This is a genomic window from Archangium sp. (genome assembly GCF_036389735.1).
Lineage (GTDB): Bacteria > Myxococcota > Myxococcia > Myxococcales > Myxococcaceae > Archangium.
The window spans coordinates 19761-36571 of record NZ_DASVWK010001073.1; the positions used below are offsets into that span (position 1 = coordinate 19761).

Genomic DNA, 16811 nt, shown 5'->3' on the forward strand with positions numbered 1-16811 from the left:
AGGGGAAACCGAGCAACCGAGGGTCTACCGTCCTCCCTCGGCCAGGGAGTCGTCGGGGTTGGCCTCGGCGGAGGCGCGGGTGGCCTGGAAGAGGCTGCGGGCCTCGTCGGCGGAGACGCCGCGGAGGAAGTAGCCGCGGGCGGCGGCGCCAATGGCGAGGGTGCCGGCGAAGGCGACGGCGCCGGAGACGACGCTGCCGCCGCCGGGGAAGACGAACTTGACGAGGGCACGAGCGGCCTCGCGCAGGGCGAAGGCGGCGCCGAGGTTGAGGCCCATGGCGGTGAGGAACTCGCGGGCGGCGGTGAAGTCGAGCTGACGGCCGGAGATCCACGCGATGCCGACGATGAGGCTCACCTGGGCGGAGGTGATGGGGACGATGTCGGCGACGGGGATGGGGACGACGGCGATGCCCATGCAGACGGTGGCCATGGCGCGCGAGAGCACGGTGGCCAGCTCCTCCTGGAGGGCGCGCACGCGCGTCACGCGGGCGAGGACGAGCCGTCCCTGCTCGGGCAGCTCGCGAAACAGCACCTGGGCGAGTTCACCCAGCCTCCATCGCTCGTCCGAGCGCACGGTCCCGTCCGAACGCCAGGACAGGTAGGTGGAGACACCCATCACGGTGACGAGCTCGCCACGCAGGGCCTCGCGGGAGCGGATCTTCTCGCGCAGTTGGCGCTCCACGGCCTCCACGTGGTGGAGCTTCTCCTGGAGCTCGGTGGGCTCCTGGGCGTCGGGGTGGTGGAGGTCGGTGCGCTTGGGCTCCAGCAGGTCACAGTGCGTGGCGACGCCAATCAACGGCGGGCGCAGTCCGTGGGCCTGCTCGACGGCGGAGACGATTTGAGCGAGCACGTCCAGGTCGGCGTCGATGGCGGCATCGACCTCGGAGGCCTTGACGAGGAAGAGGAGGGCGTCGGGGGCCTTGCGGCGGACCTCGGCGAGGATGGAGTCGAGGGGGGTGTCGGCCTCATCGGCCTCCTCGGGGCGAGAGCCCTCCTGGATGCCCCGGGTGTCGAGGATGGAGAGGGTACCGAGCTCGCCGTGGACGTCGAACCAGCGCCCACGTCCCGTCTGGGCCTTGACGTGACCCACCTCGGCGACGCGGGCGCCGAAGAGGGCGTTGATGAGGGAGGACTTGCCGGCGCCGCGGCGGCCCACCAGCACGAGATTGGGGGAGCGCTGCTCCAGGAGGAGGGCGCGCAGGTGGGCGATCTTCTGGCGGATCTCCCGCGCGAGCGGATCCGGCACGCGGTCCAGTAGCTCCTCGAGCCTGCGAATCGTCTCGGCGATCTCCGGGAACGTGGGTTCGTTCGGGCCGGCCATGGGTCTCCCTTGTGGCCATAGGATAGGGATGCCAGGGGCAGAAGACGCTCACCTGCTCGGAGCCCAGGCAGGCCTGGCCGGGGCGGGTGTGGCCAAGCCTCGTAGGGGTTGGGTACCATCCGCCAGGGAGCGGCCCCCACACACGACATGCGAACCCCAGCCGTCGAGACGCAGGACAAGGTCCAGCCCCGGCCCCTGCGGGTGCAGGACTACGAGGACCTGGCGCGTGCGCGCATGGAGCCCTCCACATGGGACTACCTGCACGGAGGTAGTGACGATGAGGTGACGCTTCGAGCCAACCGCGAGGCGTTTGCCCGGCTGCACCTGCGGCCCCGCGTGCTGGTGGACGTGTCGCGCTGTGAGCTGTCCACCCAGGTGGTTGGCACCTCCATGGCCCTGCCTCTCCTGGTGGCGCCCATGGCCTACCACCGTCTGGCCCATCCGGAGGGCGAGGTGGCCACCGCGCGTGGGGCGGGGGCCGTGGGCGTCCCCCTGGTGGTGAGCACCTTCTCCAGCCGCACCCTGGAGGACGTGGCCGCCGCTGCCCAGGGGCCGCTCTGGTTGCAGGTGTACTGCTTCCGCCGCCGCGAGGTCACCGCGTCCCTGCTGCGCCGCGCCGAGGCCGCTGGCTACCGGGCCCTGGTGCTCACCGTGGATGCTCCCCGCCTGGGCCGGCGCGAGCGCGACCTGCGCAACGGCTTCGGTCTGCCTCCCCACGTGCAGGCCGCCAACTTCTCCCACGAGCTGACCGCCACCCTCTCCACCCGGGAGCAAGGCAACTCCGGCATCGCCCGCCACGCCCAGGAGGCCTTCGATACCTCCATGAGCTGGGAGGTCGTGGAGTGGGTACGCTCCGTGTCCCGCCTGCCCTTGCTGCTCAAGGGCGTGCTCACCGCGGAAGATGCCGCTCGTGCCGCCTCGCTGGGCGTGGACGGTGTCATCGTCTCCAACCATGGGGGCCGGCAATTGGACGGCGCCATCTCCGCGCTGGAGGCGCTGCCCGAGGTGGTGCGGGCCGTGGGGGATCGCTGTGAGGTGCTGATGGACGGCGGCATCCGCCGGGGCACGGACGTGCTCAAGGCCCTGGCCCTGGGCGCGCGTGCCGTGCTCGTGGGCCGTCCCGTCTTCTGGGGCCTGGCCGCCGAGGGTGAGCAGGGCGTCAGCCACCTCCTCTCCCTGCTGCGCGAGGAGCTGGAGCTGGCCATGGCCCTGGCGGGACGTCCCACCTTGAAGGACATCGACGCATCCCTTCTTTACCGTCCTTGAGCGGATTTCCTTCTGTTACTGAATGTGGAAAGCTACAGCCCGCTCACGCTCGCAGTGCGTCTGCTAGAGGGGCTCGCCCGTAGCTCGGCGGCATTGAGGAAGGTAGCTGCACGTGAACTTCGATGGGATCGATCATCTCGAGTTGTACGTGGGCAACCTGGAGGACGCGGCGGAGGTGTTCTGCTCCGGTCTCGGCTTTCGGGTGACGGGTCGGTCCGTACCGGAGACGGGGGAGCAGGGCCGCGGCAGCCTCCTGCTCGAGCAGGGTCGCATCCGTCTGGTGCTCACCCAGCCGTTGGTGGACACGGATGAGGCCACGGACTACGTCGCGGTGCACGGGGACGGAATCAAGGACGTGGCGTTGCGCACGGCGGATGCGGCGGCGGCCTTCCATGAGGCGGTGCGGCGGGGCGCGCAACCGGTGAACGAGCCGCGGGTGTACGAGGGTCCTCACGGACGTCTGGTACGTGCGACGGTGGCCTCCCCGGTGGGCGACATGGTCCACTCCTTCATTCAGCGCGAGGCGCCCGAGGCGGAGTTCTGGCCGGGCCGCTTCCAACCGGTGGTCGCCCTGGCCCCGAAGCGCGAGTTCCTGGTGGCGGTGGACCACGTGGCCCTGTGCCTGATCCCAGGCACGCTCCAGGAAACGGTGGATGCCTACGGGCGGATATTGGGGCTGCACGAGAGCCACGAGGAGAACGTGGAGACGCGGTACGGGGGAATGAACTCCAAGGTGGTGCAGGACTCCTCCGGCCGGGTGTGCTTCCCGATGATGGAGCCGATGGCGGGCAAGCGCCCGGGGCAGATCGACCAGTTCCTCGGCAACCACCGAGGGGCGGGTGCGCAGCACCTGGCCTTCCTCTGTGAGGACATCCTCGACTCCGTGCGCGAGTTGCGCGAGCGCCAGATGCCCCTGCTGGACAGCCCCGCCGGCTACTACGAGGCGCTACCGGCGCGGGTAGGCTCGCTGGCCGAGGAATTGGAAGTGCTGCGCGCGGGCAATGTGTTGGTGGATCGCGAGGGCGAGGGGTACCTGCTGCAGGTCTTCACCCGCTCGGTCCACGCCCGGCGCACGCTCTTCTTCGAGGTCATCCAGCGCAAGCAGGCGCGGGGATTCGGCGCGGCCAACATCCGTGCGCTCTACCAGTCCGTGGAGCAGGAGATGCTGCGCAAGGAGCGCATCGCCAACGTCGGGTAGCGCCCGCGTACCGGCGGGCGCTCCGGGTCAACCCGCCTGGAGCGCTCGTGCCTGCCGCTGCTCCATCACCGCCTTGATCAGCCTGGCCAGGCGGGACACGCCCTCTTCGATCTTCGCGGGTGTGAGGTAGCTGCAGGAGAGCCTGAGCTCGTATTCGCCACCGGCGCCCAGGTAGAAGTACCTCATCGGTGTCCAGAGGACCTGGTAGTGCCGCGCGGACTCCTCGAGCAGGGCCTCATCCGCCTCTATCGGGAGCTTCACCACGAGAAAGAAGCCACCGTCCGGGACGTTCCACGTCACGCCACGTGCCCAGTCCTCGCTTCGCGGGAAGTGGCGCTCCAGGGCCTGGAGGGTCGCATCCATGTTCTCTTTGTAGAAGCGGATGGCCTCGTGGTTCGCCTGCAGGAGACTGCAGTCGTTCATCACCAACATGCCGCCAATGATGGCCTGGCAGATGGACGACGTGTTCACGGACAGCATGCTCTTGATCTTCGAGAACTCCTCCGCCAGCAGGTGCTGGTCGCCCGCCGCGCCGAGGACCCGCTGGTCCGCCACGGCGTAGCCCACACGCAGGCCCGGGAAGGCGGACTTCGAGAACGAGCCCAGGTAGATGACCTGTCCCTTGTCATCCATCGACTTGAGGGTGGGTTTGCGGGGGCCTTCCCGGAAGAAGAAACCGTAGGGGTTGTCCTCGATGATGAGCATCTCGGAGCGCGCGGCGATCTCCAGCAGCCGCTTGCGCGCGGGCTCCGGAAGGCTCCGCCCGGACGGGTTGGCGAAGTCCGCGACGAGGTAGAGCGCCCGGGGCTGCTTTCCTTCCGCTCGGAGCGCTTCCAACGTCCGCTCGAGCTCCCGCAGATCCAGACCATCCTCCCGCTCGGTCACCGGAACGACCTCGATGCCCAGCAGCTTGGCCGCGCCGGTGATGCCGATGTAGCAAGGCATGCCCACCAGCAGGACATCGGTGGGCCTGGCGAACAGCGCGCGCAAGGAGATGAACATCCCCTCCTGGCAGCCCACCGTGACGACGATGGACTCGGCAGGCGCCTTGATGCCCTCGTCCTTCTCCAGCATCCGCGCGATCAGCCCGTGGATGCTTCCGTTGGTCCGGCCGTATTGGAACAGCTGGGTCCTGATCTGCTCCTCGGAGAGACCCCGTTCCTGACCGAGATGGCGGATGTACGCGTCGAGATACGACGTGAGCTGCTGGGTGTCATAGAACTTCTCGTTCGGCCGGCCGGGCGCGAAGGAGATCGCCTCCGGAAAGCGGAGCGCGACCTCATTCAAGAAGTTCATGACGTCCAGGGTCGGATCCGTCAGGGAAGGATGCAGGGCGCCTTGGAGCAGCATGTGCTTAGCGACCCGAGGCCGGCTCTTCCATCTTCTTGCGCAGGCTCAAGGGACGCATGTCCGTCCACACCTGCTTGATGTACTCGAGGCACTCGGCCTTCGGGCCCTGCTTGCCCGCGTCCTTCCAGCCCAGCGCGTTCTCCCGGTCCGCCGGCCAGATGGAGTACTGCTCCTCGTGGTTCACCACGACCTTGTAGATAGTCGTGTCCTCATGCTCGCTCATGTTGTCTGCTCCCTGTGGGGTGTGGTGGGGCGGCTGGGCGCCCCTCTCCAGCGTAGCCGAATCGGGCCCATGGCGGAATCTGGCCCGGGCCCGGCACTTCGCTCCTAGAGGAACATCTCCGCGTGGCCGTAGGGCAGGCTGGAGGTGATCCCGTGCTCGGCGCAGTAGGCCATCAGCTTGCGCGCCTCGACGAGCTGCGGCGCGTTCTCGTGGTAGCCCAGCACCATGATGTGGCCCAGCCACGGCTCGCGGCCCATGGCGTAGATGTGGACCTGCTTGGGCTTGAGCCGCCGGACGATCTCCGTGCCCCGCTCGGCGTTGGAGCCGTTGAGGCGCCGCGACTGATCCATCTTGCGCGGCAGCGGCGTGGGCATCAGCGGCCCGTACAGCCAGCTGAGCGGACCGCCCTCGGACTCCATGCCCAGGAAGAGCACGTCGATGTCACCCACCATCGCGTGGACGTGATCATACAGGCGCGGCTCGATCGCGTTGGAGTCCGCGGCCATCAGCATGGACTTGCCCTGGAGCCGCACCAGGTGGGCGATCTTCGACTGGATGTTGAGATCCGCGTGCTCGCCGATGAAGGGCAGGCCGGTGATGCTCCCGCCCGGCACCGGCAGGGAGTCCATCTCGCTGAGGGCCACCACGTTCTTGAAGCCGAGCTTCTGCAGCATCAGCTTGAGCGAGGGATCCGCCAGCCCACCGCCCGCCGCGGCGGGCACCACCACGGTTCCGATGCGCTGGCGCAACTGCAGCAGCGTCTCGAACATCAAGTGGTCGGCGTGGCCGTGGGTGATGAGCGCGTAGTCGATCCGCTCCGGCAGATCCGCGTGGGTATAGCGGCGGAAGTCACTCGGGAAGTCGTAGCTGACGACGGGATCCGTGAGGATGGTCACGTCGCGCGTCTCGATGAGGGCGCAGGCGTGGCCGAAGTAGCGCAGGCGCACGCCGTCCCCGTCGTACTTCGGCACCGGGCGCGGCGCCTGCTCGGTGAAGAACGTGGAGAACAGCTCGGCGTCCTTGCTGGACAGGCCCAGCTCCTCGCGCATGGGCTCCACGGGGCCGGGCGTGCGCCGCATGGCGAAGAGCTTGTCGATGGCCTCGTGGCGGAAGGGCATCTTCACGTGCAGGGTGTCCTTGTCGGAGTCGAGCCGCGGCGTGCTGAACACGTACGGCCGGGCATCGCCCTGCAGCAGGCGGAAGGACAGGCTCTGCGCGTTCTCCTTGTAGTGGGGACCCCCATAGAGCAGCGCCTCGAAGAAGCGCGGCGAGGCCCGGTTGTTCAGGTCGTACGTCAGCTCCACGTAGCCCTGGAGGATGTCCGGGACCTTCTTGTACAGCTCCTCGAGCGAGTGGCCGTTGGAGGAGGCCAGCAGCTTGTCCAGCTCCGCCACCGCCTGGGCGAAGCGCATCGTGGACTCCTGCTCCTTGAGCGTGCGCTCCAGCAGCTCCTTGACCTCGCCCACCCGCTCGACGCCGTAGTTGAGGTAGGGGCCGCCCGCCAGTGCCGGGTTCTTCAACGCAGCCACGTGGATGGCCGGGTTGGCCACGAAGGACTGCATGATCTTCACATGCAGGTTGGCCACGTAGAGCGGCGCGGTGGCGGGCGTGATGAGGTAGTACCACGCGTACCACTGGTTATAGAGCGGCTCGACGGCGACGTTCTGCTTCAAGTACAGCGCGGGCTGGGACATGGGTGCTCCTCGGGCCGCGGAGGCCCGGCAGACCAGGAAAGAAGTACCATGGGTGCCCCACCGCGAGGCAGGGCAGGCGGCCTAAAAGGTGGTGCCTATCTCCAGCAGACCAAGCTGGTAGGACAGGCCCAACCCTGGCAGGTCGCTCCCCACACCGATTCCCAGCTCTAGCAGCGACAGCTGCAGGCCCTGGTGGGTGAAGCGCACCGGCGCGACGCTCACCCCGAGCGCCATCGCGGGGCTGCGCACGGGCGTCGGGTGCTCGGGCGTCAGGAAGGCCAGGCGATCCCCGAAGAAGGTGGTGAGCGTGAGGAGCACGGCCGGGGTGTACGTGCCGCGGCGCTGCACGCCGGCACCCAATCGGAGCGTGCCCACGTTGCCCATCATCATCAGGTAGCTCAAGTCGGCCTGGAGGATGAAGCGCTCGCGCAGGGTGTCGCGCAGCCCCACGCCAGCGCCCATGCCGCCCGTGGTCCTCGCATCCGAGAGGTACACCAGAGCGCCTGCTCGGCTGTAGAGCGTGAGTTGATGCTCCCCGGACTCCTGGGCCTGGGCTCCTCCGGCGGCGAACAGCCCCAGGACACAGGCCAGGAGTCGTACGAGCCGAGCGCGCCTCATCGCGGGCCTCCTGCCCAGTACGCGAGGGTGGCGGCGGAGATCTGCACCGTGCGCCGGAAGTAGGTGGGATTCAGCGTGTCCACCGTGTCCGTGGGCTGGTGGTAGTTGCGGTTGCGGAAGTTGGCGGTGTCGGTGAGGAAGACCGCCTCGCGGCCGGTGAGCCAGAAGGGCGCGTGATCGCTGCGCATCAGATCTCCCGTGAGGGGCGCGGTGCCATCCCGGGGCGCGATGATGGGGGTGACCTTCGCGAGCTTCAGGGCGTCGTTGAGCGCGAAGAGCTCGGAGACGCGCTGGCTGGAGGCGTCGTTGCCGAACACGGCCAGGAAGTCGCCGGTGCTGGGCGAGGGCAGGCCCGGCAGCGACTGCTGGGTGCCCTCCCGGGTGTCGTAGTAGCCGATGCAGTCGAAGACCATCGAGGCCACGATGCGCTCGGAACCGATCTGCTCGATGTACCGGGCGCTGCCCACGAGACCGAACTCCTCCATGTCGAAGCCGACGAAGCGCACCGTCCGATCGAACTTGTATCGCGACAGGACGCGGGCGAGCTCCAGCAGCGCCGCCACGCCCGTGCTGTTGTCGTCCGCCCCGTCGTAGAAGGCGTCATAGTGCGCGCCGACCAGCACGACCTCCTCGGGCCGCGAGACACCCGGTATCTCCGCGATGATGTTGGAGGTGGGGAAGGGCGTGGTGGCGGAGTCGTGGCGCCGCACGCTCAAGCCGAGCTCCTCGAAGCGCGCCTGCACGAGCGCCGCGGCCTTCTCCCGCGTGAGGTGACAGACCACCTCGTAGCGCGAGCGCTGATCCTCGGTGAGCCACGCGCAGCCCAGCGGAGTGTCCTCCTGGTGCGCCTTCACCACCTCGGAGACCAGGCCCATCAACCGGCCCTCGTCCACCTGGGCGGCCACCTCCGCCAGTTGCTCCAGCCGGGCCCCCTCCAGCACCACCGGCCGGGAGCAGGACAGCAACCCGAGGAGCGCGGCTCCAGTCAGGCCCATCCTCGTGACTCGACGTGACGTGCTCATAGAACCACCCCCACTCGCACGAGCCCCAGCTGCGTGCGGATGGCTTGACCGAAGAAGGGCGCGCTGGTGCCCAGGTGCAGCTCCAGCGCGCTCAAGACGACGGGCCCGAAGTGGAAGCGCAGCGGGGCCGCGACGAACGCCACGTACGCCGGGCTCAGCCGCGCGTCCTCCAGGGCATTCATCTCCACCGGGAGAATGATCTTCGACTTGAGGAGCATCGCGAAACCGCTCACCCCCAGCTCGGGGCCCAACACCGGCTCCCAGGGGCCCAGCCGCGCCGACAGCTGCGCCTGGACAAAGGCCTCCAGGGGGAAGTTCGTTTTGGCGGCCGGCAGGCCGGTCCTCAATCCCCCACCCAGGCGCAGGCCGCGCCGGAGTCCCTCGCCCGCCAGGCGCCGGTGATACGCCACCTCGAAGGTGGTGATGGGCGTCGAGGCCCGTTGGAAGGAGTTGTAGGAGAAGTTTCCCGCGCCCAGGGAGAACTCGTGACCCGCCTGCGCCAGCGCCGGGGGGGCGAGCAGGGCCAGGCTCGCCACGAGACATCGGAAGAGAGAGGAGTTCATGGATTGGGAGATGAACACCAATCTATCACGCGGGCCGCGCTCTTCCTGTAGGTACTGGAAGCGGAGGGTTCAGGCCGCCATCCTGGGCTCCGCCGCCTTGTGCTCCGAGTCCCCCAGCGCCAGCTGCTCGAGGGCCTCGAGGGCCGGGGCACGAGACCGCAACTGTCGGAGCTCCTCGGCCACCTGCTTCAGCCGCGCGCGCAGCAGCTCATCCTTCAGCAGGGTTTCCAGACGCTCGCGGATGGCCTCTGGAGAGGAGCTCTCCCGCGGCAGGTGATAGGCGAGTCCCCGCGCCGCGGCCAGCGCCGCGTTGAGTGGCTGGTCGGAGAAGAGGGGGATGATGAGCATGGGCACGCCATGCTGGAGCGCCCGGGCCACCGTGCCCAGGCCGCCATGCGTCACCACCGCCGCCGCCTGGGGGAAGACCTGCTCGTGCGGAACGAAGCGCTCCAGGCGGATGTGAGGCCCCAGTCCCTCGGGCACCTTCCGGTTGACCGACGTGGTGGCCAGCACTGGCACCCCCATCGGCGCCACGCCCTCGAGCACCCGGCGCAGCAGGCCCCCATCGCCGCCCACGGTGGTGGTGCTCACCAGTACGGTGCCGGGCTCGAGCGGCGGTAGCTCCGTCGTTGGCTGCTTGGGCCCTCCATCGAAAGTCGAGGGGCCCGCGAAGAGCTGGTGGTCGCGCAGGGCGAGGCCTTCCACCAGACAGTGCGGCGCCATGACGAGGTTGAGTTCGCGTGAGGCGTTCATCTGGAAGATCTCCGCGTGCTCGTCCGAGCGGGGCGGCAGGCCGAGCGAGGCGCGCACCCGGCGCAGCGGCAACAGCACGTCCGTCACCCGATGCACCAGCCTCGGCACGCGGCTCACCCACCGGGCCAGGGGCAACGTCCGCAACAGCAGAGGCAGTCCCTGGTCGTCGATGACGCCGCCGACGTTGCTGACACTGACGGCGGGGATGCCCACCCGCTCGGCGGCATGGCCCGCGCCGAAGCTGACGAAGTCATACACCAGGCAGTCGACCCGCTCGCGGCGCAGCACGGGCTCGAGCTCCTCGACGAAGTCCCGGGTGCTGTCGACAATGGCGCCTCTGGCGATCCACAGCATGCGGAGGTACTGGAGTATCGGCCAGCGCTCCATCCATCGCGGCGCGGTCTTCTCGGCCTGCTCCAGGCGCTCCTTCACCTCCCGGTAGTGCTGATAGGGCACCAGCACCGCTCCAGCGGCCTCCACCAGGGGGCGCGCCGAGGCCGCCGTGAAAACGAGCACCCGGTGTCCTCGTGACACCAGCCCCCGCGCCAGATCGAGCACGGGCATCAGATGACCCGTCATGCTCGGCGACGTCAGCAGGAAGGTGGCCTTGGAACGGGCATCAGTGGGCGCGGTGGAGGGTTGCATCCAGGGAACTCCCTGAAAAATGGGGTCCCCAGGATATCCGTGAATTGCCCTGGAAAACAGGACTACGCGAATTTTGTTTAATGCCGGACTTCGCTGGGATGGCCCTTACGAAGCCAGTTGCCGTCCTCCGGAAGGAGCCGCCCCCTCTCGGGAGAGCAGCTTGCCGGACTCGAGGTGGAGGACCCGGTCGGCGAGGTGGAAGTAGCGATCGTCGTGGCTGATCGCCAGCACCGTCTTGCCAGCGCGCTTCAGCTCCGGCAGCAGCTCCGTGTAGAAGACTTCCTTGAAGATGGGATCCTGGTCCGCGCCCCACTCGTCGAAGACGAAGATGGGACGGTCCTCGAGCCACGCGGTGAGCAGTGCCAGCCGCTTGCGCTGCCCCTGGGACAGCTCGGTGGTGGACAGCGTGCCGTCGTCGTGGATCTTCACCTTGTGGTCGAGGTGGAGCCGCTCCAGGTACTGCCGGGCCCTGGGCACCAGATCGGTGGGGGCGAGCCCCAGCAGCGACTCGAAGAGGTGGAAGTCGGAGAACACCGTCGAGAAGCACTGGCGGTAGCGCTCCCGATCCTGCTCCGTGATGGGGACGCCATCGAGCCGCACCTCGCCGGACTCCGGCGAGTACAGCCCGGTGAGCAGCTTGGCGAGCGTCGTCTTTCCACTGCCATTGCCTCCCACCAGGAAGACCAGCTCGCCCTTGTCGAGCGTCAGGGAGAGGGGCCCCAGGGTGAAGCGGCTGTCCTCGCGCTCGCGGTGGTAGGAGTGGGTGACGTCGAGCAGCTCCAGGCGGGTGAAGGGCGTCTTGGCGGGGAGCAGGGGGCCGATGGTCTTCCCGGGGTCCTCGCCCAGCTGCGCGAGCTGCTCGACCTTGCGCATCGAGACGCTGCCCCGGCCGAGGTAGGGGATGTTGCTCAAGAGCCCTTCCAGCGGCTGCTGGAGATACAGGATGGTGAGCGTGTAGCCCACCAACGTGCCGCCGCCGTTCGCCCCGTCCACGGGGAGCACGAAGAGCAGCAGCCCGATGAAGATGAAGAACAGGAACATCCCCCAGCTGCTGGTGGCGGCGAAGACGTTGAAGCAATAGGTGTTGAGGCGCCGCATCGCGGTGATGGTCTTGCCGAGGGACTCCTCGAGGAAGGCCGCCCTCCGGCCGGGGTGGAGCTTGAGCTCCTTGACGCCGTGGATGACGGAGCCGAGGTGCTTGTAGAGCGAGTCCTGCGTGTCCCGGGACGCCCGGAGCGAGGCCATGGCCCGCGCGCCGGGCAGCTGGTACGACAGGAAGCCCACCGTGGCGAAGGCCATCAGCGCCAGGAAGACGCGCGGCGAGAGCCACGCCAGGTAGGACAGACAGCCGACGACGATGGTGGAGTTGATGAAGATGTGGGGGATGCACATCAGGCTGGTGCTGATGATGAGGACATCCTCCGTCAGCACCGCCAGCACGCGATGACCCCCGGCCTCCTCCAGCCGACGCAGCGGGGCGGCGAGGATCCGGCGGACCAGCTCCGTACGCAGCTCCTGGACCACGCCCTGCTGGAGATTGTTCAGGATGATCTGCGAGGCCACCCGGGTCCCCAGCGCCAACACCCCGAAGCCGATGAAGCGCAGGCCGGCGCTGGCCGGCGGAGTGCCCGCCAGCACGGCGTTGATGAGTGAGATGAGCCCCGCGCTGCCCACCCCGGAGAGCAACCCGCAGAGCACCGCGAGCGCGAAGCCCCACTTCGAACCGCGGATGAAGAAGGTGATCAGCCTCATGCGCTCCTCCCGCCCTTGATGAGACCAGGCGCCTGGAGGGCTGGCGCGAGGCATTCCTTCAACCGCTCGGCCAGCTTCTGGACGTGGGGCCGCTGCAACAGGGTGTAGTGGTCTCCGGGCAGCTCATGGCGCTCCACCCGGGCGGCCAGGGCACTCCAGCCGTGGTCCGCGTCCTCGCCCTCCGCCAGGGGCGGCTCGCTGGCCCGTAGCAGGGTGACCGTGCCCGTGTAGGGCTTGGGGCGGTATTGGAAGGACGCCCGGAGGTTGCTCTCGAAGACACGGAAGAGCGCCCGGAACTCCTGCGCCTCCGCTCCCGGAGCGATGAGGCCGGCCACGCGGCCCTGCTCCAGCAGCGCCTCCAGCAGCGCCTCCGGTCCCAGCTCCGAGAGGTTCTCCGGAGGCTGGAGCTCCATCCCGGCGGTGCGGAACAGATCCCAGGCGAAGTGCATGGCGATCCGGGAGACCTCCGCCTCGTCGGGAGCGTCGGCCTGACGGACGCTGGAGTCGATGAGCGCCAGCAGCTCCACCTGCTCGCCCGCGCGCTGGAAGCGCTGCGCCAGCTCGTAGGCCACCACGCCGCCCAGCGACCAGCCGCCGAGCAGGTAGGGACCCGTGGGCTGCACGGTGCGGATGGCCTCGACGTAGTAGGCGGCCAGTTCCTCGATGGTGCCGAGGGGCGGCTGCTCTCCCTTCAGCCCCGGCGCCTGGAGCGCGTAGAGCGGCTGATCAGGGCCCAGCTGCCGCGCCAGCTCCGCGTAGCAGAGGACGTTGCCGCCCACCGGGTGGACGAGGAAGAAGGGCCGTGCACTCCCCGCGCGCCGCAGTGGCACCAACGGAGACCAGGGCCCGGCCTCCTCCTCCCGCCGCAGCAGCTCCGCGAGGTGTTGGATCGTCGCCTCCTGGAACAGCGCGGTCAGCGGGAGGCTCCTTCCGGTGAACTCGCGGATCCTCGCCATGAGACTCACCGCCAGCAGCGAGTGGCCACCCAGCTCGAAGAAGTTGCTCCGCACGCCCACCGGCTGGACGCCGAGCAGCTCCTCCCAGACGTGCACCAGCATCGCCTCCAGGGTGTCACGCGGCGGGACGAAGTCCGGGCCGGTCACGCCGCTGGCCTCCGGAACGGGGAGGGCCTTGCGATCCACCTTGCCGTGCGTGGTGAGCGGCAGGGCGTCCATGACCAGGAAGACCGAGGGCACCATGTACTCGGGCAGGTGCTCGGCGAGGAAGGCGCGCAGTGCGCTGGCCTCCACCTTCTGGCCCTCCCTGGCGACGACGTAGGCCACCAGCCGCTCGGGGCTGTTGCCATCCTTGCGTACCAGCACCGCGGCCTGCTTCACCTCCGGGTGCTGCCCCAGCGCCGATTCGATCTCGCCCAGCTCGATGCGGAAGCCGCGCAGCTTCACCTGGTGGTCGATGCGGCCGAGGTACTCCAGCTCCCCGCCGGCCAGGTAACGCACCCGATCCCCGGTGCGGTAGAGGCGTGCGCCGGGCTGGGTGCTGAAGGGGTTGGGGACGAACTTCTCGGCCGAGAGCTCCGGACGGCCGTGGTAGCCACGCGCCAGGCCCGCCCCGCCGATGTACAGCTCGCCGGGCACGCCCACCGGGGTGGGCTCCATCCGCTCATCCAGCACGTAGGTGCGCACGTTGAGCAGGGGTCGGCCGATGGTGGGCAGCGCCGGAGCCCCGCGCACCGCGCGCACCGTCGCGTCCACGGTGCACTCGGTGGGGCCGTAGACGTTGAAGCACGCGATGCGCGGGTGCTGGGACAGGGTGGCCCAGGTGGCCTCGTCCACGGCCTCGCCACCCACGAGCACACGCTCGGGAGTCCAGGTGCCGGACGCGCCCAGGCCCTCCTCCAGCATGAGCCGCAGCAGCGAGGGCGTGCAGTCCAGCACCTGGATGCGGTGCTTCTCCAGGTAGCCCAGCATCCGCCGCGGATCCGCGCGAGCCTCCTCCGGAATCACGCACAGCGCGTGCCCATTGGCCAACTGGATGAGCTGCTTCACCGAGCCGTCGAAGGCGAGCGGCGCGTTCACGCTCACCCGCAGAGCGCCCTCCACGCCCGCGTACACGGTCTCGTCGAGTGCCGCGCGCAGGTTCACCACGGAGGCGTGCTGGATCATCACGCCCTTGGGCAGACCGGTGCTGCCCGAGGTGTAGATGATGTAGGCCAGGTGCCCGGGCTCGCTCAAGCGAGCGGGAGCGGAGTGGCTCTCACCAGAGAGCACGTTTCCGTCCAGGGCGAGGGCCTCCAGGCCGTGCGGGGCCAGCCGCTGGCACAGCCGCTGCTGGGTGAGGACGAGGCGAGCGCGAGAGTCCTGGAGCATGAAGGCCAGGCGCTGGGAGGGGTAGCCCGGGTCCATGGGGACGTAGGCACCCCCCGCCTTGAGGATGCCCAGCACGCCCACCACCATGTCCAGCGAGCGCTCCATGCACAGGGCCACGCGCACCTCGGGCCCGACGCCGCGCGAGCGCAGGGCCTGGGCGAGCTGGTTGGCCCGGCGGTCGAGCTCGGAGAAGGTGAGCTGGCCTTCCTCGTACACCACGGCCACGGCATGAGGCGTCCGCGCGGCCTGGGCTTCGATGAGCTCGTGGATGCAGCCTGCCCACGGGCGCTCGGCCTGGGTGTCATTCCAGGCCACCAGCATTTGCTGGCGCTCGGCCTCGGGGAGCAGGGGCAGGGCGGAGAGCGACAGCTCGGGGTTGGTGGTGGCCGCCTCCAGCAGCACCTGGAGGTGGCCCAGCAACCGGGCCGCCGTCGCCGACTCGAAGAGGTCGGTGTTGTACTGCAGCGAGCCGATGAGGCCCTCGGGCGTCTCGGAGAGCGAGAGCGTCAGGTCGAACTTCGCCGTCTGACCCTCCACCTCGAGCGGGTGCATCTCCAGCGAGGGGCGGGAGCCCTCGGAGCCAGCCATCACCGACACGGGGGTGTTCTGCAGGACGAGCATCACCTGGAAGAGCGGCGAGTAGCTCAAGCTGCGCTGGGGCTTGAGTTCCTCGACGAGCTTCTCGAAGGGAAGGTCCTGGTGGGCATAGGCGCCCAGGGCCACCTGACGCACGCGGCCGAGCAGCTCGCGGAAGGAGGGATTGCCCTCCAGGCGGGTGCGCAGCACGAGCGTGTTGACGAAGAAGCCGATGAGGCCCTCGGTGTCCGCATGCGTGCGGCCGGCGATGGGCGAGCCGACGCTGATGTCCCGCTGGCCCGAGTAGCGCGAGAGCACGGCCTGGAAGGCCGCGAGGAGCACCATGAAGGGCGTGGCGCCCTCGCGCTGGCCCAGGGTGGTGATGGCGCGAGAGAGCTCCGGGGGGAGCCGGACGGGGAGATTGGCTCCGCGGTGCGACTGCACGGGAGGCCGGGGCCTGTCGGTGGGCAGCTCCAGCACCTGGGGCGCCTGGGCGAGCTGCTGGCGCCAGTAGGCGAGCTGCGTCTCCAGTGCTTCACCCCGCAGCCAGTTGCGCTGCCAGGCCGCGTAGTCCGCGTACTGGAGGGAGAGTTCCGGCAGCGGCGAGGGCTGGCCCAAGGCGAAGGCCTGGTACAGGGCCGCCACCTCCTTGATGAGCACGCCCATGGACCAGCCGTCGGAGACGATGTGGTGCATCGTCAGCACCAGCACGTGTTGGGTCTCCCCGAGCTTCAGCAGCTTTACTCGCAGCAGGGGGCCATGGATGAGATCGAAGGCGCGTTGGGCCTCCTCCTCCGCCAGACGTCGCACCTCGCCCTCCTGCTGGGACTGGGGCAGCGTGCTCAAGTCGACGAGAGGGAGGGACAGCGAGGCGTTGGAGTGAATGACCTGGACGGCCTCCGTCCCGGTGGGGCGGAAGGTGGTGCGCAGCGACTCGTGACGGCGCACCAGTTCCTGGATGCTGTGCTCCAGCGCGGACGCGTCGAGCGTCCCCTCCAGCCGCATGGCGAGAGGGATGTGGTAGGTGGGCAGGCCCGGCTCGAGCTGCTCGAGGAACCACAGGCGCTGCTGGGCGAACGACAAGGGCAGCTCGCCCGTGCGCGGCTGAGCCACCAGTTCAGGCCGCTGCACGCCCTGGCCAGTACGCACGGCGGCGTCCACCAGGAGGGCGAGGGACTCCACGGTGGGAGCCTCGAAGAGGGAGCGCAGGGGCAGGTCGACGCCGAAGGAGGCGCGGATGCGGGACACCACCTGGGTGGCCAGCAGCGAATGGCCGCCCAACTCGAAGAAGTTGTCACCGCCGCCCACGCGCTCCACGCCCAACACCTGGGTCCACAGAGAGGCCAGGAGCTGCTCGGTGGGCGTGCGCGGCGCGACGTAGGTGTGCTGCTCGGAGCGGGTGGCCTCCGGGGCGGGGAGGGCCTTGCGGTCCACCTTGCCGTTGGGGGAGAGGGGCAGGGCGTCCAACACCCTGAAGGCGGAGGGCACCATGTACTCGGGCAGC

At 69.0% G+C, this 16811-nt stretch carries 12 protein-coding genes; 2 read left to right on the plus strand and 10 right to left on the minus strand.

Translation table 11 applies throughout. The features are described from left to right. Window positions 1–24 precede the first annotated feature (24 nt). Window positions 25–1320 (minus strand): GTPase family protein, encoded by a 1296-nt coding sequence (locus VF794_RS38560; protein ID WP_331118503.1) that lies wholly within the window; start codon window positions 1318–1320, stop codon window positions 25–27. 147 nt (window positions 1321–1467) lie between these two features. Between VF794_RS38560 and VF794_RS38565 the strand changes: the two genes are divergently transcribed. Both VF794_RS38565 and hppD read left to right on the plus strand, forming a co-directional pair. Beyond that, window positions 1468–2586 carry an alpha-hydroxy acid oxidase gene (locus tag VF794_RS38565; RefSeq protein ID WP_331118505.1) on the plus strand — a complete coding sequence of 373 codons (1119 nt, stop codon included), beginning with the start codon at window positions 1468–1470 and terminating at the stop codon, window positions 2584–2586. Between the two features lie 112 nt (window positions 2587–2698). After that, the gene (gene hppD / locus VF794_RS38570) at window positions 2699–3784 is read left to right on the plus strand and encodes a 4-hydroxyphenylpyruvate dioxygenase (RefSeq protein WP_331118507.1); all 1086 of its coding nucleotides are present in this window, start codon (window positions 2699–2701) and stop codon (window positions 3782–3784) included. A 27-nt stretch (window positions 3785–3811) separates the two neighbouring features. On the opposite strand, the gene VF794_RS38575 is transcribed toward hppD, so the two are convergent. The 9 genes from VF794_RS38575 to VF794_RS38615 all read right to left on the minus strand — a co-directional run bounded on the left by VF794_RS38575 (window position 3812) and on the right by VF794_RS38615 (window position 16798). Next, on the minus strand, window positions 3812–5134 hold the full coding sequence (locus VF794_RS38575) for a PLP-dependent aminotransferase family protein (RefSeq protein WP_331118509.1): 1323 nt from the start codon (window positions 5132–5134) through the stop codon (window positions 3812–3814). 4 nt (window positions 5135–5138) lie between these two features. Beyond that, on the minus strand, window positions 5139–5357 hold the full coding sequence (locus VF794_RS38580; RefSeq protein WP_331118511.1) for an MbtH family protein: 219 nt from the start codon (window positions 5355–5357) through the stop codon (window positions 5139–5141). A gap of 104 nt (window positions 5358–5461) precedes the next feature. Then, window positions 5462–7051 (minus strand): MBL fold metallo-hydrolase, encoded by a 1590-nt coding sequence (locus VF794_RS38585; protein WP_331118513.1) that lies wholly within the window; start codon window positions 7049–7051, stop codon window positions 5462–5464. 81 nt (window positions 7052–7132) lie between these two features. Further along, the gene (locus VF794_RS38590; protein WP_331118515.1) at window positions 7133–7669 is read right to left on the minus strand and encodes a hypothetical protein; all 537 of its coding nucleotides are present in this window, start codon (window positions 7667–7669) and stop codon (window positions 7133–7135) included. Then, the gene (locus VF794_RS38595) at window positions 7666–8664 is read right to left on the minus strand and encodes a M28 family peptidase (protein ID WP_331118517.1); all 999 of its coding nucleotides are present in this window, start codon (window positions 8662–8664) and stop codon (window positions 7666–7668) included. Before VF794_RS38595 ends, VF794_RS38590 begins: the two co-directional genes overlap by 4 nt. Before the next feature lie 23 nt (window positions 8665–8687). Then, a complete protein-coding gene (locus VF794_RS38600; RefSeq protein WP_331118519.1) occupies window positions 8688–9227 on the minus strand; it encodes a hypothetical protein in 540 nt (179 codons plus the stop codon). 96 nt (window positions 9228–9323) lie between these two features. Beyond that, complete coding sequence (locus VF794_RS38605; protein WP_331118521.1) at window positions 9324–10652, minus strand: glycosyltransferase; 1329 nt, start codon at window positions 10650–10652, stop codon at window positions 9324–9326. Between the two features lie 105 nt (window positions 10653–10757). Continuing rightward, complete coding sequence (locus VF794_RS38610) at window positions 10758–12404, minus strand: cyclic peptide export ABC transporter (protein ID WP_331118523.1); 1647 nt, start codon at window positions 12402–12404, stop codon at window positions 10758–10760. Further along, window positions 12401–16798, minus strand: coding sequence for an amino acid adenylation domain-containing protein (locus VF794_RS38615; RefSeq protein ID WP_331118525.1), 4398 nt, complete (start codon window positions 16796–16798; stop codon window positions 12401–12403). The genes VF794_RS38610 and VF794_RS38615 overlap by 4 nt, the downstream gene beginning before the upstream one ends. Window positions 16799–16811: the final 13 nt, after the last annotated feature.